The following is a 22555-nucleotide window of genomic DNA, read 5'->3' as shown; positions in this document are numbered from 1 at the left end:
TCTTTCCCGCAAAAAGAAAATCCCCGGGCCGATCTCCTTATCGGAGAGGGTCCGGGGATTCTCGGCGGCGGACGATCACAGCCGCTTTAGGCAAAGCGCACGCCGCCAAGCGAAGCTGCTTAACGCGCGGAAAGAACGAGCTCCTCGCATTTGTCCGAGCAGCAGCCGCTGTGCTTCTCTTCGCATTCCGGGCAGCTGATGTGCTGGAGATGGCAGAAGTCGTTCGCGCAGTTGATGAACGTGTCGGCAGGCTTGCCGCAGTGATGGCATTTACCTACGACGATATCTTCTTCGGTGTGATTAATCGGCACCGAAATCCGTTCGTCGAAGACGTAGCATTTGCCGTCGAAAAGTCTTCCTTTCACTTCCGGGTCCTTCCCGTAAGTGACGATGCCCCCTTCGAGCTGCGCGACATCTTTGAAGCCTTCCTTGATCAGGAAGCCGGTCAGCTTCTCGCACCGGATACCGCCCGTACAATACGTCAGGATCGTCTTGTCTTTCAGGTCGGCCATGTTTTCCCGGATCCATTCCGGGAATTCGCGGAACGCTTCCACGTCCGGCCGGATCGCGTTTCGGAAGTGGCCCAGATCGAATTCATAGTTGCTGCGTCCGTCGAGGACGATCACGTCTTCGTTTTGAAGCTGTTCGTGGAACTCGGCCGGAGACAATCTTTTTCCGCTGATCACGTTAGGGTCCAGCTCTTCGTCGTAACGGAAAGTGACCAACTCTTGTTTGAAGCGGACGAACATTTTTTTGAATGCATGCTCTTCGGCCGGATCGGTTTTGAATACCATATCGGCAAAAAGAGGATTGGCGTGCATGTCCGACATATACTGCTCCGTCTGCTCGACCGTACCGGATACGGTCCCGTTGATGCCTTCGGCGGCAATCAGAATGCGGCCTTTCAAGCCGAGATTTTTGCAGTATTCCCGGTGCTCGGCCGCGAATTCTTCTGGATTAGCGATCGGGGCGAATTTATAGTAAAGCAAAATGCGGTAAGGCTGCTGCGTATCGTTCATGGTCAGTACCACCTGTCTATCTAAAGTTTTGGGAGAAAAGGCTACGTTCAATCAACAACGGTAGAAAAGGGAGTGCCCTTTCCTACCGTTATCGAGGAGTAACTTGAGGATTCATGCATCTATTATAGAAGATATCCCGGACTTAGTAAACATTTTGGCTTCTTAAATAGCGAATGGAAAGTGATAGGATATTTTGCGGCGGCGGATATCAGAAGCTTCTATTAATAATAGTCGGCAAAAACGCGAAAACGGAAAAACGGAAAACAGGAAATCAGTTCCCTGTTCTCCGTTTTCGAGGTGCAGGCGTCGGCGGCTTTTAATAGCCGTCCGTTTTGCGGCCGGCTTGTTCCGCTTTCCCGGCGCCTTCCCGGTTTTGAACCGTCCCCATGTGCTCGGACGAAGCAACTGCCTTGCCCAGCTCCTCCGCTACGCGGCGACCGTATTCCGCATCCGCTTGGGTGAAATACTCCACCATCTTGTCGCGGATGACAGGCTTGCAAATCTTGAGGTTGTTGACGAGATTGGAGATCAGCTCGTCTTTCTCCCATGGCTCGAACTTCCGGTACGTGTCGCCCGCCTGTCCGAAATCGTTCGGCCGGTCGATTTTCTCGCGGACAAGCTTGGCGTTGTACGCCGGCTCGTGTTCCCGTCCGCGCGGCGGCGCTTCCTGCAGTCCTCCGAGCGAAGAAGGCTCGTAATTGACGTGAGGATTTTGGCCGGGCGCCCGATCCACGAAGTACGTCATCTGGCCGTCGCGCTGGTTCGTCGCGACATGCTTTTTCGGAGCGTTGACCGGCAGCTGCAGGTAGTTGGTCCCCACCCGGTGGCGCTGCGTATCCGAGTAGGAGAAGGTACGGCCCTGGAGAAGCTTGTCGTCGGAGAAATCCAGGCCGTCCACGAGGACGCCCGTACCGAAAGCCGCCTGCTCGACTTCGGCGAAGTAGTTCTCCGGGTTTTTGTTCAGGACCATTTTGCCGACCGGGAGGAACGGGAATTTCTCGTGATCCCACAGCTTGGTCGGATCAAGGGGATCGAAATCCAGCTCCGGGTGCTCGTCGTCGCTCAGAATTTGAACGCTGAGTTCCCACTCGGGATAGTCGCCGCGTTCGATCGCTTCATACAGATCCTGGGTAGCGTGGCTGTAGTTTTTCCCTTGTATGTCGTTCGCTTCGTTCTGGGTCAGGTTGCGGATGCCGGTTTTTATCGGTTCCCAGTGGTATTTGATCAGCACTCCCTCGCCGTTTGCGTTGACCCATTTGTACGTATTGACGCCGGACCCCTGCATTTCCCTGTAATTGGCCGGGATTCCCCAAGGAGAGAACAGGAACGTCACCATATGCGTCGCTTCCGGGGAATTGGAGAGGAAATCGAACATTCTCTCCATATTTTGAACACCTGAAACCGGGTCCGGGCGGAAGGCGTGAACCATGTCCGGGAACTTGAGCGGATCGCGGATAAAAAAGATTTTCAGATTGTTGCCGACGAGATCCCAGTTCCCGTCTTCCGTATAAAATTTGACGGCAAAGCCGCGCGGGTCGCGGAGCGTTTCGGGCGAATGAACACCGTGCACGACTGTGGAGAACCGGACGAATACCGGCGTTTTTTTACCGGCCTCTTGAAAAAGCTTGGCGCGGGTATACTTGGCGACCGACTCTTCGCCGACTTTACCGTACGCCTCAAAATAGCCGTGGGCGCCTGCGCCGCGGGCGTGTACAACGCGCTCGGGAATTTTCTCGCGGTCGAAATGGGAAATCTTTTCGAGAAAATGGTAATTTTCCAGGGTAGAAGGACCGCGGTTTCCGATGGTGCGGATATTCTGATTATCGGTGATCGGATGACCCTGCCGGTTGGTCAGCGTCGTTTCCTGCTCGCCTTCGGCGAGTCTTTGATCGGCAGGGCCGCCGACTCCCGTTACGGCCGTCCCGTTGTTGATCTCGTCTTTCATAACCCGATTCCTCCTGTTCTTGTTAGGCTGTTTCCATTATTTTCAGAGGGGGTCGAAACTATGCATGTAACGGAAAGTCAGCGGGGGAGGGAGCAGGGTAAGCTTCCGGCGGATTATCGATCGGATGGCGCAAAGAGAAATTTTCCGGACCAAGCGGCCAAAAAATGAGGTAATTATTGGAAATCACTTATATAATAAAAGAAAGCCACACCCCTAGGGGAGGCACGATTTTTACGGATGAAATGTAAGCGGCACCAAAAGACTTAATTTCCCTCCTTCATTCGGCTATTATTAAGTTTTTAAAAAAATGCGACTTTTGCCCTATTATATTGTTGTTAAAAAGAGGAAAGAGAACTAGTGCGTCGAAATTATTAACTAACGAATCTTTAGTTGAATAACTCGATAAAGGCAAACTATCGCGAAAGCATAGGACGCAAAGCCACGGGTCTAAAGCGCAGCTAGACAGCCGGGTTACCGAAGTTGGATGAGTGGAAGTGGAGGCTGCTGTTTTGTAAGCGGTCTTTTATTTTTGCCGGTATCCATTAAGTAAGTTCGGACATGGGGCGGTGCTCACATTCGTACTTTTCGGCAGAAATGGAGGACAGCGTATGAAAACTATTCAGTCCCTTTTACAAAATAAAGCCCGCCTTACGCTGGGATACCTGCTCTGTATCGCTTTGGCGCTTCTTTTCGAAGCCAGCGAGCTTCATCTTATCTACGGAATCGCCTTCTCGTTTTCCAGCATCTTTCTCCTGTTTGCCGTATCGTTGTTCGGCGTCCGTCTGGGCCTCCTGGCCGGCGTCATTACCCAACTCTTCTCCTTCTTTTTTCTACACCATCCTGCATTTGAATGGATCGGCTTTCTTGAAATTGCCGGGGTCGGACTCCTTAACCGGAAAAAACCGGGGAGGCTGCTTGTCTGGGACAGTATTTACTGGCTGCTGATCGGGCTTCCGCTGATGTTCGCCATTTATTACGGATTCTACAAATTTGTATCGGACGAGCTGATTCTGATGCTCCTGTTTGCGCTCTCGAACGGGCTGTTCAATGCGCTAATCGTCGATATTTTGCTGAAGTACCTTCCTCTTTTTCACTGGTTCGGCCTCGTCAAAGAGCGGGAAAGAACCTATTCCTACAGCAAGGTCCTGTTTCACCTGTCGATTATGGCCGTGGCGCTTCCGTCGCTCCTTTATATCGTGATGAATAGCTGGTATTCCGAGAAATTGTCCATCCAGAACTCCAAGCAGCTTGCGGTAAACACGGCCAACAGCATCAACCAGGAGCTGAACCAATGGGGAGCCGAGGATATTCTCGGCATCAGGCTCAAAGGGCGGATACAAGTGGGTTATCTGCAGGAGCTGGTGAATAAATACACCTCGGAGCAGTTGTTCCGGATCGTCATTACGGACAGGTCCAATAATGTTTTGGCGGCCGATCGTCAGAGCTACAAGCTGAACCAGATTTATGACTGGAAGAGCGGCAACAATGTCGTGGGACTGGACGACAACTTTTACCAGGTCCTGCCCGACCGGGAGACAGCGGCCTTGCCCGCTCAACAGTGGAGAGAGGGCAGCTACATCTACGAAAATGCGGTCGCCAGGATGCCCCTGCACGTATACATCGACATTCCGATCCGCCATTATCAGGTCAGTGTGTTCGCCCAGTACTTGTCGCAGCTCTGGTACCTGCTTTTATTCGCAGCAGCGGCAGCCGCCACCGCATTATATTTAAGCCGTGTTCTGGTTCACGGGCTGTCCAAACTGGCGACCTCGACAACGGACCTGCCGGAAAAATTGAAGCAGATGAAAGAAATCGAGTGGCCGAGCAGCCGCGTTTCGGAGATTACCTCGCTGACTTATAACTTCCGGCAGATGTCGCTGAACCTGATGAGCATGTTTCACCAAGCCCAGGATATGAATCAGCGCCTGCAGGAGCAGACGGACAAGCTTCGTCTTTCGGAGGAAAAGCTTCATCAGCTCGCTTTTTACGACATCCTCACGGGGCTTCCCAACCGCCTGTATTTCACAACCTATCTGCAGAGCCTGCTTTTGGAAGCGGTTAACGCACCCAAGCAAGTGGCGGTCATGTTCGCCGATTTAAACCGCTTTAAGCAGATTAACGATACGCTGGGACACGATATCGGCGATCTGCTGCTCAAGGAGATCGGCGAGAGATTTGCCCGAAGCGTTGAGGAATCGTGCAAGCTGTTCCGGATCGGCGGAGACGAGTTCGTCATCGTCATTGAAGATGCCAGTGACGCCAAAGCGGCAGCCGTGGCGCGCAGCATGTTTGCGGCCCTTGAAGAACCCATCCGGCTGATGGAATCGCCCCTGTACAGTTCGGTCAGCATCGGTATCAGCATGTTTCCGCGAGACGGCGAAACGATGGAGACCATCGTCAAAAACGCGGATATGGCGATGTATTTCGCCAAATCCGTAGGCTGCAGTAACAGCTATCAGTTCTATGAAGAAGAGCTGAAGATCCGTTTCTCCGAAGAAATGATGATCGACAACGGTATTCAGGAAGCGCTTTCGAACCATCAGTTCACTCTACATTATCAGCCGAAGGTCGATACGGTTACCGGCGCAATAAGCGGAATAGAGGCGTTGGTGCGCTGGGAGCATCCCGAGCTGGGGCGCATTTCACCCGATAAATTTATTCCGCTGGCCGAAAGATCGGGGATCATCTACAAAATCGACGAATGGGTATTGAAGGAAGCCTGCCGTCAAAATAAAGCGTGGCAGGATGAGGGACTTCCCAAAGTTCCGGTTGCCGTGAACATTTCGGCCCTGCATTTTTCCCAGACGAATCTACTGGATATGATTCATGGCGCGCTGGAAGAATCGGGACTGGAAGAATCCTACCTGACTCTGGAAATAACGGAAGGAGTATTTATCGAGAATGTCGAACTGGTCATCGGAATCATAAGCCGGATCCGGGAGCGGGGCATCCATATTTCGATCGACGATTTCGGGACCGGATACTCTTCCCTTAACCAGCTTCAGCGTCTGCCGATTTCACATGTGAAGCTGGACCGTTCTTTCATCCGGGATATCGGCGGGGAGCCCAAAAAAGCCGCCGTGGCCAAGGCGATCATCGAGCTGGCTCACAGCATGAATATGACCGTCGTGGCGGAGGGAGTCGAAACGGCCGAGGAATCGGAATATTTTACCCGGTGCCGGTGCGACGAGCTCCAAGGCTACTATTTCAGCAGACCTTTGCCGGCCCCGGAATTTTCCCGTCTTCTCCAAAGAGGAAATTATGCCGGACTTTTTGCCGGGGGACGTACAGATTAGCTAGTCGATGGGAGGAAACGAGTTGTGGTCAAACTAACTAAAATCTTCGTGCTGCTGCTCCTGCTCATAGTATCCACAGCGGGCTGCTTCCGGTCCGAGCCGCTCATTCCCGCTTCATCGCCGCCCGCCGAAAAGCCGGCTCCCTCCGGGGACAAAAGGGCTGTTTCGAACTATTTGTCGATATGGACCCATTACGGCGGGATCGAGACCATGGCGGCCAAATTCAAAGAAAGCTATCCGGATCTAAGCATAGACATAAAGGTCATTCCTTACTCTGAATATACGGGAGCTTATCTGCAGGCACTGGCGGACGGGAAGCCGCCGGACGTCATGATGGTCGACAGCGCCGATTTCGGCAATTTCTCCGCGATTGAAGGGCTGGAAGATTTGCTTCAGCCCCCTTATCAGGCGGGGAAATACCGCAACGATTTCAGTCCTTCCATCTGGGAAAGCGCCATGTCGGCGGACGGAAATGAGCTGATTGCCTTTCCGCTGTCCACGACGCCTACCGTCACCTATTACCGGGAGGACATTATGAGGCAGTACGGGTTCCCTTCGGAGCCCGAGGAGCTTGCCAAGTATATGGAAGATCCCGCAAATTGGCTGCATATGGCCAAGGAGCTTCGCGAGCACAACATTTATTTGACGCAGTGGGTGAACGAAACGGTCCAGCTCTTCGAGCGTTCGGAAGGCATTTTCGACCGCAAGCTGAACTTTATGCGCTACAATGAAGCGTTCCACAAAGCGGTCGAGATCGCCAAGAAAGTGAACGATTTCGGCTTGGAGGCCCACCTGGACGTATGGGGCGATATGGGCCGGAAGGCGGTCCAAGACGGAACGATCGCCATGATGTATTTTGGGACATGGGGAGTCGAACAGATTAAAGAATGGGCGCCCGAGACGGCCGGCAAATGGCGAGAAACGAGACTTCCCTTCGGTTTGTACGGCTGGCAAAACAGCACCAATTTCCTTCTCCCTTCGGACGGTGCCAACAAGGAGATGGGCTGGAAATTCATTGAATTCGCCGTTACCGAATACAGCAAGGAAGGTCTCAGCGGAGCGGTTCCGGCGTATTTGCCCGCCCGGGGCAACGCGAAGGAATTGGCGGCCACGAATCAGTTCCTGGGGGGACAGAAAACCTATGCGCTTCATGAGGATTTGATGACCCGGGTGAGAGAATTTCCTACCACGCCGCTGGACGTCAAGGCCCAGGAAATCTGGGAGAGTGAGATCGCAAGCGGCATTGAGAAAAGACTGGCTACCAAACAGATTATCGCGGACGCACGAGATAAAATCGAACAGTCCCTTGCGAAAGAAAAGCAGATTTTACTGAATACCATGAAGAAAAAATAAAAAACAGCAGCCCGCCCGTCAATACGGGGCGGAGCTGCTGTTTTTTTGTTTCGGTCCGATCGGCATGACTGCCTAATCAGTCCTTATTTTTTAGTCCAGAGCGCCGGCACGTTGGAAGGCTCCCATCCCTGCAGGGAGGTGTGCGGCTGCCGGCAAATATAAGTCGAGCCGTTGTATGTGACTTCGTCGTTAAGCTTGTAGCTGACGCCGGCTGCCCATGCGGCAGGACCTCCGGGAGATGCCGGGTCCGTCGTTGCCTGGATGGAAGCGGCTGCGGATACGTTGCCCGCCGCATCCAGGGCTTTTACGGTGAACGTATAAGCCGTGTTCGCGGTCAGTCCCGTGATGACGGCGGTCGTACCTGTGACATTCACCGTATTGGCGCCGTACGAAACGGTGTAGCCCGTTACGCCGACATTATCCGTTGAAGCGGTCCAGCCGAGGCTTACACTGCTCGAAGATTTCGCCGTTACTTTCAAGGCCGTTGGCGCCGTAGGTGCCGTCGTGTCGCCGGAGCCGCCGCCGTTAGCGGTTGTGACGGCCAGCGGCGTGCTTGCCGCGGATACGTTGCCGGCCGCGTCTTTCGCTTTTACGGTAAACGTGTAGGAGGTGTTTGCCGTTAGATTGCCGACGTTGTAGGTCGTGCTTGCCGTATCGGCAATTTTGACCGATCCCTGATAGACTTCGTAACCAGCTACGCCGACATTATCCGTGGATGCGTTCCACGTAAGCGTGACGCCTGTAGCCGTTACGTTGGATGAACGGAGATTCCCCGGAACGGAAGGAGCCTGAGTATCTACGGGAGTTCCCGGGCCGAAGCTGTCCAAATAGGCGCGGTGGCTGTTCGAGAACTCGAAGTTGTTGAATTTATCCCAGTTGATGGACCAGGTCATCAGACCTCTCAGTCCAGGTTGAACGGAACCGCGGAGAGTATAGGAGCCGAAAGCTTTGCCTTTCATCAGATAGTCCAGCGCTTTATGCACTTCGGAGACGCTTGTGAAGCCGCCGCCCGCGTTGCCGTTAGCCGGAAGGCCGACCACGACTTGATCCGGACGGAGGGCCGGGAAGAAGGAGTTCGGATTTTTGGCGATCGGGAAGCCCGTAAGCAGCATGTCGGTCATAGCCACGTGGAAATCGGCTACGCCCATCGTGTGGTACTGATCGTCCAGTCCCGTGATAGGGCCCGAGTTATAGAGCTGAACCTGCAGCCAGTCCAAAATATCGCGTACGCCGTAAATCACCGGCAGGTAAGCACCGGCACGCGTATCGCAGCCGCTGCAAGTGCCGCCGTAGAAGGCGTAGCCGAGCTGGACGAAAAACGTTTCCGGAGCCATAGTCAGCATGAATTTGTCGCCAAACGAATCATGCAGCTCGCGGATAGCGGAAATCAGGTTCGTAATGACCGGTGTGGTCGGATTTTTGAAATCGGCATCGCCCGGGTTCAGGTACAGGGAATGGCCCTCGAAGTCGATATCCAGGCCGTCGAAGCCGTATTTGGAAATGATGGATTTCATGGAGCTTACGAAATTATTGCGCGCGCCGGCTGTAGTTAACTGAACCTGGCCGTTCGCGCCGCCGATGGAAATAATGACTTTCTTGCCTTGGCTTTGCAGATAAGCGACATCGGCTTTAAAATCCGCATCTGTGTAGTTGTAAGGTGTGAATCCGATCGTTCCTGTCGTCGATCCGCCTACAGGCTCGGCGAAGGAAACGTTAATGACATCGAACTTGGGGGAGATGTCGCGCAGACGAATAAAACCGGAACCGTTGTCGAAGTTGTGCCAGTAGCCGACGAGCACTTTGGTGCTCGGAGCCAGGGCCGAAGATGTGCTTGCAGCGGAGCTGCCCGGAGCGATGGCGGGTAAAGCCGCGCCAGCACCTGCGATCAGATTAGAGGCAAGCGCCGCGCCGCCGGAAGAAACAGAAGCGGGAGAACCCGCTCCCGCTCCGCAATCGCTGATTAATTTCCACACGCCGTATTGGTTGGAAGAATCCGGGCGTTCGCCCTGCGTCCACCATTTTGCTTCATAGATTTTGCCGTTGTAGGAGACGCGCTGTCCGCCCGTATACGATTTGCTTGTGTCCCATGCCGCCGGGCAACCGGCGCCGCCGGAGCCGCTGTCCGTCGTAGCCGAAACGGTCGCCGCTGCGGAAAGGTTGCCCGCCGCGTCCTTCGCTTTTACGCTGAACGTATAAGCGGTGCCGGCCGTAAGGCCGCTGATCGTTGCGGTTGTACCGGTGACGTTGACGCTCGTGCTGCCGTAAGATACGGTGTAGCCGGTTACGCCCACGTTGTCGGTGGAAGCCGTCCAACCGAGTGTTACGCTGGTCGACGTTTTGGCCGTTACGGCCAGATTAGCCGGAACCGTCGGTGCCGTCGTATCTGTTCCGCCGCCCGAGTTCGCATCGGTGGTGACGGATACGGCGGAGCTTGCCGCGGATACGTTGCCCGCCGCATCCTTCGCTTTTACCGTGAAGGAGTAGGCCGTGCTTGGCGTAAGACCCGTGATTGTCGCGGTGGTCGCCGAAACGTCTACCGTTTTGGTACCGTAAGTGACGGTGTAGCCGGTCACGCCGACATTGTCCGTCGAAGCGCTCCAAGAAAGCGTAACGCTTGTGGACGTTTTAGCCGTTGCTGTCAGGTTGGCCGGTACGGAAGGTGCGATCGTATCGCCGACCGGTGCGGAACCTGCCAGATCGGTCGTGACTTTCTTCAGAAGCGTCTTGTTGCGGTCGCCGCTGAATTCCCAGAGCATGCCGCCGCCAAGACCTTTGGACTTGATGAAGCTTGTTTTATGCCCGATGGATTCGGCATCGTCGTAAGAGATGAACGTGCCGTTCGTAGCGTTGTACAGGAACGGAACTTTCGCCGTGTTATTCCAGTAGCGGGTGTATCCGTTTTTGTTGATATAGTTGGCTTCCAGATCGTAGAAGTCGTAAGAGCCTTTCTCCCACGTTCCGGTAGTCGCCAGCCCGGCGCACTGCTGGTATTCGCCGTTAGCCGTGTTCTTACAGCCGCTCCAGCCGCGTCCGTAGAAAGCGAGGCCGAGAACGATTTTGCTTGCCGGTACGCCGGCGTCGAGGTGCCCTTGTACGCCTTTTTCCACATTGAACGTGTCCGCATTCGGTACGCCTGCGGCAATTGCGGCCGGATCGGTATAGAGTGGAGCGTTGTGAGCGCTGATCGTCTGCCAGCCGCCGCTAAAGTCGTACGTCATGATGTTGATCCAATCGAGATACTTGGCCATATTGCCGAGCTCGGTGTTGGCCGCGTAAGTCGGACCTGCGCCGGAAGCGATGGTCAGGAAATATTTCTTGTTGTCCGCTGTGCCTGCGGCATCCAGCTTCTCACGGATTTTTTGAAGAAGCAGCGTGTAGTTCTGCTTATCTTCCGGACGAGCGGAGTTGCCTGCAAGGCCGCCGCCAACCGGATACTCCCAGTCGAGGTCGACGCCGTCGAACTGATATTTGCGGATGAAGTCGACCGCGGAGTTTGCGAACACTTCACGTGTCGCAGCGCTTGCCGCTACATCGGAGAAACGGTTGGACCAGGACCAGCCGCCTACGGAGATGATCGTTTTGAGGTTCGGGTTGGCCTGTTTCAGCTTGATCAGTTGTTTCAGGTTACCGCGGAGAGGCTCGTCCCAAGTATCGCCGGGGAAGCTTTTCTGCGTGTCGATCCAAGGATCGCCCAGAACGATCGTGCCGTTCGGAACGTTAATGTTGGCGCCCGCAGCATCTTGGCAGGCCCACGTTTGCGGATTCGGACCGGTCGGGTCCGGGTTGCCGTGTTTGCCGTTCCAGCAGATGTCGGCGAAAGCGTAGTTGATGTGCGTAACTTTCGAGGCATCGACATCGGCTACGTTGTAATTGCGGCCGTAAGCCGCCCACGAAGGGTAATAGCCGACGATTTTATAAGATTCAGCCGCCGACGCTTTCTGCGCGCTTAAGCCCAGGAACGGGAATAAAGACACAATGAGGGTTACGATCAGCAGGATGCGGAGCGCGACCCGGGCCGGTGAGTGGGAACGCCGGATTTTGGCGGTTTGCCGGGATTTCAGATTCATTAAGTAATGCCTCCTTTTCGGATAGGGAAATTATGGTAACGCTTTCATTAATAAGAGTCCACAGAACTTTAACAGCATCCGGAGTGTTCCGCATGGGTTGCGGTTCCTGGCTGCATGCACCTCCTTTATGAGATAACCGTCAGAATGGGAGAAGAAGGGTGATAGGTTGAACGCCCAACCTTGACAGGCTTGGATATAAGCGACAGGCGAACGAGCTTGAAAAAGCGAAAGCGCAAGATTCTTCTCTCGTGATGCAGCGGTTAACTAATTTCAGTATCAAGGAAAATGGTGGGAAGCAAAAGGGATAACATTTGACGATAAGGGAGAATTTTCTCTATTTTCCGCCCTTTTCTTACACGGAACTGACACGAAACCTGAACGAAGGTCAATTAAAACGGAGTGCCTCATGAGCGAAAAGCCGTGTCTGGATAAAAGCCGCGGGAGCCGTACAAAAATGTCTTCTCGACATGCAAAAAAGCACCGCCATGACGGGGTGCTCTTTCGGTTATTACCGGCGTTTACGAAGCTTCGCCGATTTTGAACTTGTTGATTTCGCGGTACAGGCTTTCCGCGAGTCCGTTCATCTCGTCGGCCTGCACGGCGATGCTCCGGATGGAGGCGTCGTTCTCGGTCGAAGCCGAGGTGACTTCCTGCACGCCCGCGGACGTCTGTTCGGCAATTTCCGCCATGTGGCGGATGGTGCCGACGAGCTGCGCGCTGCTGTGCAGGGAACGCTCGATGCGGCCGTTGACGAATTGAATCTGATTCGTCACGACTTCCATCGCACGTTCGATCGCCTCGAACGAGCCGAGCGATTCGCGGACGGTCAGCTCCTGGGCGTCCGCATGGCGCCTCGCGTCCGTGACGCGGGCCTGCATCTCGAGCATCCGGCTTTCGACGGATGCGATCGTACCCGCGGCGCGGCGGGCTTCGTCGCTCGACTGCTGAGCGAGCTGACGCACTTCCGCGGCGATGACGGCGAAGCCGCGCCCGCTGGAGCCGGCGGCGGCCGCCTCGATGGCGGCGTTCAGCGCCAGCAGGTGGGTTCTGGACGCGATCTCGGTAATCGCGTCCAGGATCGCTCCGATGCGGCGGGAATCGCCCGCGAGCGTCGCCATCGCTTCCTGCACCTGCCCGAGCACCCGCCGCGTAGCGCCGCTGGCTTCCTCCAGCGAGTGCACGGAGCGGGAACCCTGCACGGTGACCTCCGCCGCTTCACGGCTCGCCTGGCTCATCACCGCCGCATACTCGGCGATCTCGCGCGTCTCGCTTTCGAGCCCGGCGACGGAGGTGGACGCATGCTCGGAGTCCGCCGCCTGCTCGAATGCGCCGTGCGCAATGGCGGACATCGCCTGGACGATGTCCGCGTTGGCCGCCGCCGTGTCGGTGGACACCCGGCGGAACGTGACCGACTGCCCGGCCAGCGCCGTCGCGATGCCGCTCGTATGCTCGAGCATGCCGCGGACCTGGGCGGTCATCCGGTCGAAGCTGCGGCTGAGCTCGCCCAGCTCGTCCTGCGTGCGGCTTCCGATTTCATGCCGCAGATCGCCGGACGCCATGCGCGCGACCGCTTCCTGGAGCTTGCGCACCGGAATGAGGAAGGAGCGGATCAGCAGGACGGCGACAACCGCGGAAGCGAGAAGGACGAGGACCGCCGCGGCGACGGTGACGGTCACGGTCTGCGCAATGACTTTCCGGGAGTCCTCGACAGCCGCCTGCGCATCGGCCGAGAAGGCGATATAAAACTTGTCGACCAGCTTAAAAATCGTTTCGCGCAATATTTGCCCTTCGCCGTAATAATGAAGCATGCTCAGCTCCATCTCTTTGGGGCTGACTTTCTTCTCCTGGACGAGCTTGGCGGCCGCGTCGAAATTGTTTATGTAATCCGCGGAAGCGACGATAAGCTCCCCGCGCCACGCTTTTTCCTCTTCGGTCCGGGCAGTTTCCTTGATGACGTCGAGAAGACGGCTGTAGACCTTTCTCGTCTGCTCGTAACCTTCTATATAGGAAGGATCTTTGGAAAGCTCGAGGCCGGAAGCGATAATGCTGAGTTCCTGAACCGTTTCTTTCAGCTCCAGCGCAGTCGTTTTCATGGCGACCCGCTCGTTTTGCAGCGCGATCTGCGAGCTGATCTTACTGATTTGATGTACTAGAAAAAAAGCCATGGCCACAAACAGCAGAATCAGAACCCCGAAGCTGGCGATCAATTTACGTTTCATTGTGCTCAAATAGAAGAATTTCCCCATGTTCACCCTCCGATAGGTTCTTTGTTTAGAAAACGACTTATAAATAGGTCTATAGTCTCCTTGATTGTAAGTCTAAAGTATTAGATGAGGTGAAGGGTTTTGTAAAGGTAATGTAAAAAAGGCTCATTTCGAAGGGGGATGGAACGTTTCCGGACGGTTCGTGAAAGTTTTACATGAAATTTACGTTTGGACGACTTGCAGTTTACATTCGCTTGTTACGATGTCCTAGGAAACACAAAACAAAGAAAGAAACGTCAAAGGAGGACATGTACAACATGTTTAAGTTCATGTCGAAAAAAGGATTATCCATCTCGCTAGCTGCAGTACTTACTCTGGGGGTATTGGCTGGCTGCGGAAAGACAGACACAAACGCAAGCAGCCCCGCAACATCGAACAAGCCTGCCGAAACAACGGCGGCTCAAGAAATTTCCGGAACGGTTACGGCTTCCGGCTCCAGCGCTCTTCTCCCGCTCGTGAAAGAAGCGGCGAAGCTGTTCATGGAAAAGAATCCGAAAGTTACGATCAACCCGACGGCCGGCGGTTCCGGCAAAGGTCTTAAAGACGTAGCGGACGGCATTTCGAATATCGGGAACTCCGACGTTGCCGCTGGCGATGAATACAAAGACAAAAACCTGAAAGAACACGTGGTTGCAATCGCTCCATTCGCACTTATCGTAAATCCTGATGTGAATATCGAAGGTTTGACGAAACAACAAGCAGCCGATATTTTCATGGGTAAAATCAAGAACTGGAAAGAAGTAGGCGGCAAGGACGCTCCGATTAACGTCGTTCACCGTCCGGATTCCTCCGGTTCCCGCAAGCTTGTCCAGCAAATCGTTCTTGAAGGCAAAGACTTCACAAAAGAAGGCGTCGTTCAAGAAAGCACGGGTGCCGTTAAAACAGCCGTAGGCAGCCAATCCGGCTCCATCGGTTACATTGATACGCCGTACCTGGACAACACGGTTAAAGCTCTGAAATTCGACAACGTCGCTTTCTCCAAAGAGACGATCAAAAACGGCAGCTACAAGCTGTTCGGAACCGAGCGCATGTATACGAAAGGCGAGCCTACCGGCGCGACCAAGGCTTTCCTTGACTACATCATGAGCCCTGATTTCCAATCGAAAAAAGTTGAAGAGCTGAAGTTCCTTCCGGCTGACCTTCTGAAAAAATAAAAAGCGTTACTTCCGTGGGATGTCCTGAAGCTTATTAACTTCGGGGCATCTTTTTTTTTGCCGCAAAATTTACACGGGCTTTACAATTGATTAATTTTGTATTTACAAACAGGGCCTATGATTAAGAAGAATCATTTAGTACTTTGTGCTTACCGACTATGCACGCATTCCGATTGAAGGGGGCTTCCCGTTTGTGAACACTTACGCTCAGCAAACAACGAAGACGAAGGAGCAGAGCCGACAGAACCGTCAAAGCCAGAAAGGACCCACGCGCTGGATGAAACTGCAAAAACGGCAGGACAGCGTGATGAAGCTGCTGTTCGTCGGCAGTGCGTCACTCGTCTCGATTGTCATATTTTCGATTATTTTGTTTGTCGGTGTACAAGGCATGCGCACCTTCTCGGGCGTCAGCCCGATTGAATTTTTCTTTTCGACAGACTGGACGCCAAGCGCGGACAAATTCGGAGCGTTTCCGTTCCTGTTCAGTACTTTTCTGTTAACGATGCTCGCCATCGTACTTGCGGTCCCTCTCGCCGTAGCGGGAGCCGTCTTCATGGCGAAGATCGCACCGAAATGGGTGAGAGAGATCATGCGTCCGGCAACGGACCTTTTCGTGGGCATTCCGTCGGTCGTATACGGCCTGATCGGCCTTACGGTCATCGTGCCTTTTATCGGAAAAGTGGTGAACGGGACAGGATACGGTATTTTGCCGGCGGGAATCATTCTCGCGATTATGATTCTGCCGACCATCCTGTCTATCTCGGAAGACGCGATCCGAGCTCTGCCTCCGCGGCTGGAAGAAGCGTCGCTGGCGCTCGGAGCCACCCGCTGGCAGACGATTTGGCGCGTACTTCTTCCCGCGGCACGGCCAGGGATTTTGACGGGCGTGGTGCTGGGAATCGGACGGGCTATCGGAGAGACGATGGCGGTATTTATGGTCATCGGGAACTCGCCGCAGATGCCCAAATCGCTGATTGACTCGACCACGGTTCTTACGACGGCAATCGTCAAGGACATGGGGAACACGAACTACGGATCGACCTGGAACAACGCGCTATACTTGATGGCCTTTGTTCTGTTGATCACTTCGCTGCTGCTTATTCTCATCATCCGTGTCGTATCAAGAAGGAGTGAAGTGAAATGAACAGTAAAACGACTGACCGGATCGCCACGCTGTTCTTCTGGGCAACCGGCATCTTTATCCTGCTGATCCTGGCCTGGTTCCTGATCCGGATTCTCGGTGCGGGACTGCCGCATCTTACCTGGGATTTCATCACGGGCAAGCCGGAGGATATTGTGGCAGGCGGGGGCGTCGGACCCCAGCTCTTCAACTCGTTCTATATTTTATTTCTCTCTCTGCTGTTCTCGCTGCCGATCGGGTTGGGAGCAGGGATCTACCTGGCGGTATACGCCAAGAAATCGCGTTTCACCGAAATTGTCCGCATGTCCGTCGAGACGCTGTCTTCCGTGCCATCCATCGTATTCGGTTTGTTCGGATTTCTGTTGTTCGTAGACTTGATGAATTTTAAAATTTCGATTTTGAGCGGTTCCCTGGCTTTGGCGCTTCTGAATCTGCCGGTTCTTGTCCGGGTCACGGAGGAATCGATCCGTACCGTGCCCGAATCGTACTGGGAAGCGAGTCTTGCGCTCGGTTCGACCAAATGGCAGGCGATCCGCAAAGTGCTGATCCCAACCGCATTGCCGAGCCTGATCACGGGCATTACGCTCGTAGCCGGGCGCGCACTGGGTGAATCGGCCATCCTGATTTATACGTCGGGGCTTTCCGTTTCCCGGCATTTCCCGGATTTCAATCCGCTGACGATGGGCGAAACGCTCTCCACGCACTTATGGTACATCCAAGCGGAAGCCATCGTGCCGGATGCGAAGAAAATCGCGGAAGGCAGTGCGGCGCTCCTTCTTGTAGTCGTTCTGATCTTCAACCTGCTTATCGGCATTCCTAGCCGAATCATCCAAAAAAGACTTACGGGAGGGAAATAACCTTGACAGCTCCTGCCATGAATATTGCGACCGATACGAAAATAAAAGTAAACGGGCTGGATCTTTTTTACGGAGACAACCAAGCCCTTCACGGAATTGATCTAGACATCGCGCCGAATTCCGTATCGGCCCTGATCGGGCCTTCCGGCTGCGGAAAGTCGACCTTTCTGCGCACGCTTAATCGGATGAACGATCTGATCGACAGCGTGAGGATTAACGGGACCATTAAGGTGGACGGCCAAGATATTTATTCGCCGGAGAGCGATATCGTGTCTCTGCGCAAACGCGTGGGTATGGTTTTCCAGCGCCCGAATCCGTTCCCGATGAGCATCTACGACAACATTGCTTACGGACCGCGCATCCATGGCCAGAAAAAACGCGCCGTTCTCGACGAAATCGTGGAACGCAGCCTGCGTCAGGCCGCCCTTTGGGACGAAGTGAAGGACCGCCTGAACAAGTCGGCCCTCGGCCTGTCCGGCGGTCAGCAGCAGCGTCTGTGCATCGCCCGTCTGCTGGCGGTCGAGCCGGAAGTGCTGCTGATGGACGAACCGACCTCGGCGCTCGATCCGATTTCCACCTTGAAGGTGGAGGAGCTTACGCAGACGCTGAAGGAGCGCTACACGATTATTATCGTGACGCACAACATGCAGCAGGCTGCGCGTATCTCCGACCGCACGTCTTTCTTCCTCAACGGGATTCTCGTTGAGACCGATCAGACCGACAAGATTTTTACAAATCCGAACGACCAGCGCACCGAAGATTACATCACCGGACGTTTCGGTTAACTCTAAGGGGGCTTCAATGAATAATCGCCTTAATTTTCAGCATTCGATTGACGATCTGCAGAATGAACTGCTCGATTTAGGCTCCATGGTTGAAAATTCCATTCACCAGGCTGTCGAAGCGCTGACCCGGCTGGATGCGGATCTCGCGCGGCGCACGGTCGAGGATGACGACGCGGTGGACGAACTGACGCTGCGCATCGAAGAAATGTGCCTGAAGCTGATCGCGCTTCAGCAGCCGATGGCGGGCGATCTGCGGATTATCGGCACGGCGCTCAGCATCGCGACGGATCTGGAGCGGATCGCCGACCATGCCGTGGACATCGCGAAGATTACGATCCGCCTGTCCGGAGAGACGCTGGCCAAGGAACTGATCGACATTCCCCAGATGGCCGAAATCTCCAAAGAGATGCTCCGCGAGAGCCTGGTCGCTTATATGAACCGCAACGTTCATATGGCCGCTTCGCTGGCGGAGAAGGACGATAAGGTGGACAAAATTTTCAGCCGCATCATGACCGACGTCATCGGGATGATGAATGCGGATTTCACCCGCAACCGACAGCTGACGCACCTGATTATGGTGGCCCATTACTTGGAGCGGGTGGCCGACCATGTGACGAACATCGGCGAAAGCGTAATTTACATGGTCACGGGCAAACGAAAAGACTTGAACGTATAGGACGGCTGCAATGCCGTCGATACCGGGTCGTACGTATCGGAGAACCCGGCTTCGCATGTAAGAATGCAATAGGATGTAAACATGTAAGGATGGCGGACGGCGCAAAGAACATAGCCGTAGTCAGCTTGGCGTTACAAAGCAGCGAGGCCGCAAACAGCTTGCCGGGAACTTCCCGGCAGGCTGTTTCTTTGTGATAGGAATGCAGACGAGAAATCCTAATCCGAAGCTATATGCCCATGACCGGATGTGTAAGGTGAAATTCGTCTGTACATGCAAGGCAAGGCCGATAAAAAACCGCCCTCGGGGCGGTTGTGCGCATTATGAGATTGTTCCTTCCGGGTGTTTAAGGAGACGGCGCCTCAAAAGCCGCGGCTAAAGCACATGCACCAGCTGCTTGACGGACCGCACGATAATGACCTTCTGGCGGCCGACTTTCCGCTGGGAAATCTTTTTCACATGGGGCGGGTAAATCCAGACGGCATCCAGACCGCAGCGGGTGGAGCCGATGATGTCGTTCTTCCACGAGTTGCCGACCATGACGCCTTGGCCCGGTGCTATGCCCGTTTCTTTCAGGGCGGTCCGGTACAAACCCGGATGCGGCTTGCGCGGTCCGTTTTTCGTGGAGCTGAAGAGAAGTTTCTCGGGGAAAAAGGAGGACAATCGGAGCCGCCCGATGTCCCTCTCCAGCCTTTTGCGGCTGCCGTTGCTGATGACCGCAAGCTTGTAGCGCTCGCCCAGAGCCGCCAGCGTTTCTTCGACACCGGGAAAAAGCCGGACATAGTTTCCTTCCGTTTCTTCAATTTGCTCGAAAAAGCCTTTGGCGAACGTTTCGTTCACCGATATGGGAAAAGCGTCCAGCGCCTTTTCCAGGCAGGCTATCCGCATTTCTTCGCTGGGACGGTGGCCCCGGGGGCGCAGTTTCCGCAGTTTTTGCCACTCCTGCTTATAAATCTGAAGCGCATTTTCGGGGGAAGCCGCCCCGTCTTCTTGTTCCCATCTTCCGGTGTAGTCTCCCAGTACCTCCGTGAATGCCGAATCGAAGCATTGCCTGCGGTCGACCAATGTATTGTTCATATCGAAAAAAATCATTTTCTTGGGAGCCGGAAAAAAAAAGGGACTCATCTCGGTCCTCCTTCCCTTGCCGGACGAATCCAGCTGAAAACACCGGACGCGCCGGCTTTGCATCGTACTATCAGTCTATGTGCGGAAAGCGGAGAACATCACCGCAAGCCCGGGAGGATAGGCTCAAAAATTACCGGGCTGAAACTTTTTCATATTCGTCCAGCCTGTGCTATCATGAACGTATATGTCCAAAATTCGGGGTGTAAGATGGAAAAATTGATCGTTATTGATGGAAACAGTATCGCGAGCCGCGCCTTTTACGCGCTGCCTTTGCTGAGCAATTCCGCCGGTCTTCATACGAATGCCGTTTACGGATTCACGACCATGCTCCTCAAATTGATTGAAGAAGAAAAACCGACTCATTTTCTCGTGGCTTTCGACGCGGGCAAAGTGACGTTCCGACATAAAGATTACACGGAATACAAAGGCGGACGAGCCAAAACGCCGCCGGAGCTGTCCGAGCAGTTCCCTCTGATCAAAGAGCTGATGAGCGCTTTCGGCATCCGCCAGTTCGAGCTGGAAGGCTATGAAGCGGACGACATCATCGGCACACTGACCAAGTCTGCGGAGCAGGAAGGCAAGGACGTGCTGGTCGTTACCGGCGACAAGGACATGCTGCAGCTCGTATCGGACCGTGTGACGGTTGCCGTGACCCGCAAAGGCATCAGTGAAGTGGACCGTTACGATCCGGCCGAGATCCAAGCGAAGTACGGCCTCGTTCCGGCCCAGATTATCGACCTCAAGGGTCTGATGGGCGACTCTTCCGACAATATTCCGGGCATTCCCGGAGTAGGCGAGAAAACGGCCCTGAAGCTGCTCCACGAGTACGGTTCCGTTGAATCCGTGCTGGAGCATGCGGACGAAATGAAGGGCAAGATGAAGGAAAAGGTCCGCGACCATGCGGATTCCGCGCGGATGAGCAAGGAAATCGCGACCATTTACCGCGAAGTGCCGATGGATACGGACTGGAGCGGCCTCGCCTTCTCCGGTTTCGAAACGCCCGAGCTTGCGGCCATGTTCCGCAAACTGGAGTTCAAGTCGCTGCTCGAGAGGCTGGACTTCTCCGGCGCGGGGGGAGCGGCCTCTTCTGAAGGGGCGGAGTCCGGCCCCGCGGAAGAGTTGGTTGTCCGCCTGGTAGACGCGGACAACATCACGGACCTGATCGGCGCGCTGCAAGATGTAAGCGCGCTGCACGTGGAGGCCGTGGGGGACAATGCCCACACGGCCGAGCTGGTCGGGGCGGCTTTCCACACGCTTGAAGCGGGCTACTACGTGCCCGCGGCCGTGCTGACCGCTCCCGGAGCGGAAGCGCTGCGCGCCTGGCTGGCGGACAAGGGTGCTCCGAAGAGCACGTGGGACCGCCACCGCGCGGAGCTGGTGCTCGCCTGGAACGGCATCACGCTGGCCGGCGTGACGTTCGACGTCATGCTCGCGGCGTATCTGCTCGATCCGACGGAGTCGTCGCTTACGCTCAGCGGCATCGCGGATAAGTACGGCGCGCTTCATGTGGCGCCGGACGAAGCGGTCTTCGGCAAAGGCGCCAAGTTCCGCCTGCCGGAGCCGGAAGCCGTCGCGGAGCATCTCGCCCGCAAGGCCGACCGCATCTCCCGCCTGGACGTCTCGCTGCGCGAGAAGCTGGAGCAGGCGGATATGAAGCAGCTCTACTACGAGCTGGAGCTTCCGCTCTCGGGTGTTCTTGCGGATATGGAGCTGCGCGGCATCAAAGTCGATACGGCCGGACTGAAGCAGCTTGGCGATGAGCTCGCCGTGCAGATCGAACGGACGATGACGGAGATTTACCGCCACGCCGGCATGGAATTCAATATCAACTCTCCGAAACAGCTCGGAGAAGTGCTGTTCGAGAAGCTCCAGCTTCCCGTCCAGAAGAAGACGAAGACAGGCTACTCCACGGATGCCGAGGTGCTGGAAAAACTGGCCCCTTACCATGAAATCGTACAGGGCATTCTCCATTACCGGCAGCTCGCCAAGCTCCAGTCCACGTATGTGGAAGGACTGCTGAAAGAGGTGCGGAAGGAAACCGGCAAGGTTCATACGTACTACAGGCAGACGATCGCGGCCACGGGCCGGCTCAGCAGCCAGTATCCGAACCTGCAGAACATTCCGATCCGGCTGGAGGAAGGGCGCAAAATCCGCAAGGTGTTCGTGCCTTCGGAGCCGGGCTGGTCTATTCTGGCCGCGGATTACTCGCAGATCGAGCTTCGGGTGCTCGCTCACATTTCCGGTGACGAGAATCTTAAGGAAGCTTTTACGAATAATATGGATATTCACACGAAAACGGCCATGGATGTATTCGGCGTAGCCGAATCCGAAGTGGACGCGAATATGCGCCGCTCGGCGAAGGCCGTTAACTTCGGCATCGTTTACGGGATAAGCGATTACGGGCTTTCCCAGAACCTGGCCATTTCCCGTAAGGAAGCGAGCCAGTTTATCGAGCAGTATTTCGCCGTTTTCCAGGGTGTCCGCCAGTATATGGATGACATTGTGAAACTGGCCCGCGAACAGGGCTACGTCACGACGCTGCTGCATCGTCGCCGGTATTTGCCGGAGATTACCGCATCTAACTTTAACCTCCGTTCTTTCGCGGAAAGAACGGCGATGAATACGCCGATTCAAGGAACGGCGGCCGATATCATCAAGCTGGCCATGGTGCAGATGGACGAGCGGCTGAAAGCGGAAGGCCTGAAGAGCCGGATGCTCCTGCAAGTGCATGACGAACTGATTTTCGAAGTTCCGCCCGACGAGTTGGAAACGATGCGCCGCATCGTGCCCGAGGTTATGGAAGGCGCGCTTGCGCTGGACGTGCCTCTGCTCGCCGAAGTGGATTACGGATCCAACTGGTACGAAGCGAAATAGGG

The 22555-nt window shown here is 55.0% G+C and carries 13 protein-coding genes and 1 riboswitch; of the genes, 8 read left to right on the top strand and 5 right to left on the bottom strand.

Going from position 1 to position 22555, the window contains the following annotated elements:
- Positions 1-119 precede the first annotated feature (119 nt).
- On the bottom strand, positions 120-1019 hold the full coding sequence (gene trhO / locus PCH01S_RS16520) for an oxygen-dependent tRNA uridine(34) hydroxylase TrhO (protein ID WP_042230998.1): 900 nt from the start codon (positions 1017-1019) through the stop codon (positions 120-122).
- A 316-nt stretch (positions 1020-1335) separates the two neighbouring features.
- Positions 1336-2964, bottom strand: coding sequence for a catalase (locus PCH01S_RS16515; RefSeq protein WP_042230997.1), 1629 nt, complete (start codon positions 2962-2964; stop codon positions 1336-1338).
- A gap of 397 nt (positions 2965-3361) precedes the next feature.
- Positions 3362-3443, top strand: a riboswitch (cyclic di-GMP riboswitch).
- Between the two features lie 129 nt (positions 3444-3572).
- Between PCH01S_RS16515 and PCH01S_RS16510 the strand changes: the two genes are divergently transcribed.
- Together PCH01S_RS16510 and PCH01S_RS16505 are read left to right on the top strand one after the other, a co-directional pair.
- Positions 3573-6260 (top strand): EAL domain-containing protein, encoded by a 2688-nt coding sequence (locus PCH01S_RS16510; protein WP_042230996.1) that lies wholly within the window; start codon positions 3573-3575, stop codon positions 6258-6260.
- A gap of 24 nt (positions 6261-6284) precedes the next feature.
- The gene (locus tag PCH01S_RS16505) at positions 6285-7613 is read left to right on the top strand and encodes an ABC transporter substrate-binding protein (RefSeq protein WP_042230995.1); all 1329 of its coding nucleotides are present in this window, start codon (positions 6285-6287) and stop codon (positions 7611-7613) included.
- An 83-nt stretch (positions 7614-7696) separates the two neighbouring features.
- On the opposite strand, the gene PCH01S_RS16500 is transcribed toward PCH01S_RS16505, so the two are convergent.
- On the bottom strand, positions 7697-11680 hold the full coding sequence (locus tag PCH01S_RS16500; RefSeq protein ID WP_042230993.1) for a glycosyl hydrolase family 18 protein: 3984 nt from the start codon (positions 11678-11680) through the stop codon (positions 7697-7699).
- A gap of 518 nt (positions 11681-12198) precedes the next feature.
- Entirely contained in the window at positions 12199-13926 is a 1728-nt protein-coding gene (locus PCH01S_RS16495; protein WP_042230992.1) for a methyl-accepting chemotaxis protein, read from the bottom strand.
- A gap of 275 nt (positions 13927-14201) precedes the next feature.
- Between PCH01S_RS16495 and PCH01S_RS16490 the strand changes: the two genes are divergently transcribed.
- The 5 genes from PCH01S_RS16490 to phoU all read left to right on the top strand — a co-directional run bounded on the left by PCH01S_RS16490 (position 14202) and on the right by phoU (position 18557).
- Positions 14202-15098 carry a phosphate ABC transporter substrate-binding protein gene (locus PCH01S_RS16490; RefSeq protein ID WP_042230991.1) on the top strand — a complete coding sequence of 299 codons (897 nt, stop codon included), beginning with the start codon at positions 14202-14204 and terminating at the stop codon, positions 15096-15098.
- 277 nt (positions 15099-15375) lie between these two features.
- On the top strand, positions 15376-16242 hold the full coding sequence (gene pstC, locus PCH01S_RS16485) for a phosphate ABC transporter permease subunit PstC (RefSeq protein WP_372011816.1): 867 nt from the start codon (positions 15376-15378) through the stop codon (positions 16240-16242).
- Positions 16239-17096 carry a phosphate ABC transporter permease PstA gene (gene pstA / locus PCH01S_RS16480; protein ID WP_042230989.1) on the top strand — a complete coding sequence of 286 codons (858 nt, stop codon included), beginning with the start codon at positions 16239-16241 and terminating at the stop codon, positions 17094-17096. The genes pstC and pstA overlap by 4 nt, the downstream gene beginning before the upstream one ends.
- A 17-nt stretch (positions 17097-17113) precedes the next feature.
- Complete coding sequence (gene pstB / locus PCH01S_RS16475) at positions 17114-17881, top strand: phosphate ABC transporter ATP-binding protein PstB (RefSeq protein ID WP_042231189.1); 768 nt, start codon at positions 17114-17116, stop codon at positions 17879-17881.
- A 16-nt stretch (positions 17882-17897) separates the two neighbouring features.
- Positions 17898-18557 carry a phosphate signaling complex protein PhoU gene (phoU, locus tag PCH01S_RS16470; protein WP_042230988.1) on the top strand — a complete coding sequence of 220 codons (660 nt, stop codon included), beginning with the start codon at positions 17898-17900 and terminating at the stop codon, positions 18555-18557.
- A gap of 372 nt (positions 18558-18929) precedes the next feature.
- On the opposite strand, the gene PCH01S_RS16465 is transcribed toward phoU, so the two are convergent.
- Positions 18930-19679, bottom strand: coding sequence for an HAD family hydrolase (locus PCH01S_RS16465; RefSeq protein WP_042230987.1), 750 nt, complete (start codon positions 19677-19679; stop codon positions 18930-18932).
- Positions 19680-19886: 207 nt separating this feature from the next.
- On the opposite strand from PCH01S_RS16465, the gene polA reads away from it, so the two are divergent.
- Positions 19887-22553: a DNA polymerase I gene (gene polA / locus PCH01S_RS16460; protein ID WP_042230986.1), complete on the top strand. Its 2667-nt coding sequence runs from the start codon at positions 19887-19889 to the stop codon at positions 22551-22553.
- The last annotated feature ends 2 nt before the right edge of the window (positions 22554-22555 follow it).

This window comes from Paenibacillus chitinolyticus NBRC 15660 (genome assembly GCF_000739915.1).
Taxonomy (GTDB): Bacteria; Bacillota; Bacilli; order Paenibacillales; family NBRC-103111; genus Paenibacillus_F; species Paenibacillus_F chitinolyticus.
Note: the sequence above shows the minus strand (reverse complement) of the source record. Positions and strands in the feature narration are given on the sequence as shown.

Bases quoted from the DNA above. Each gene is read 5' to 3' on its own strand.
- pstA (WP_042230989.1), top strand. From the start codon at position 16,239: ATGAACAGTAAAACGACTGACCGGATCGCCACGCTGTTCTTCTGGGCA.
- pstC (WP_372011816.1), top strand. From the start codon at position 15,376: ATGAAACTGCAAAAACGGCAGGACAGCGTGATGAAGCTGCTGTTCGTC.
- polA (WP_042230986.1), top strand. From the start codon at position 19,887: ATGGAAAAATTGATCGTTATTGATGGAAACAGTATCGCGAGCCGCGCC.
- PCH01S_RS16490 (WP_042230991.1), top strand. From the start codon at position 14,202: ATGTTTAAGTTCATGTCGAAAAAAGGATTATCCATCTCGCTAGCTGCA.
- PCH01S_RS16465 (WP_042230987.1), bottom strand. From the start codon at position 19,679: ATGAGTCCCTTTTTTTTTCCGGCTCCCAAGAAAATGATTTTTTTCGAT.
- trhO (WP_042230998.1), bottom strand. From the start codon at position 1,019: ATGAACGATACGCAGCAGCCTTACCGCATTTTGCTTTACTATAAATTC.
- PCH01S_RS16495 (WP_042230992.1), bottom strand. From the start codon at position 13,926: ATGGGGAAATTCTTCTATTTGAGCACAATGAAACGTAAATTGATCGCC.
- PCH01S_RS16500 (WP_042230993.1), bottom strand. From the start codon at position 11,680: ATGAATCTGAAATCCCGGCAAACCGCCAAAATCCGGCGTTCCCACTCA.
- phoU (WP_042230988.1), top strand. From the start codon at position 17,898: ATGAATAATCGCCTTAATTTTCAGCATTCGATTGACGATCTGCAGAAT.
- pstB (WP_042231189.1), top strand. From the start codon at position 17,114: ATGAATATTGCGACCGATACGAAAATAAAAGTAAACGGGCTGGATCTT.
- PCH01S_RS16510 (WP_042230996.1), top strand. From the start codon at position 3,573: ATGAAAACTATTCAGTCCCTTTTACAAAATAAAGCCCGCCTTACGCTG.
- PCH01S_RS16515 (WP_042230997.1), bottom strand. From the start codon at position 2,964: ATGAAAGACGAGATCAACAACGGGACGGCCGTAACGGGAGTCGGCGGC.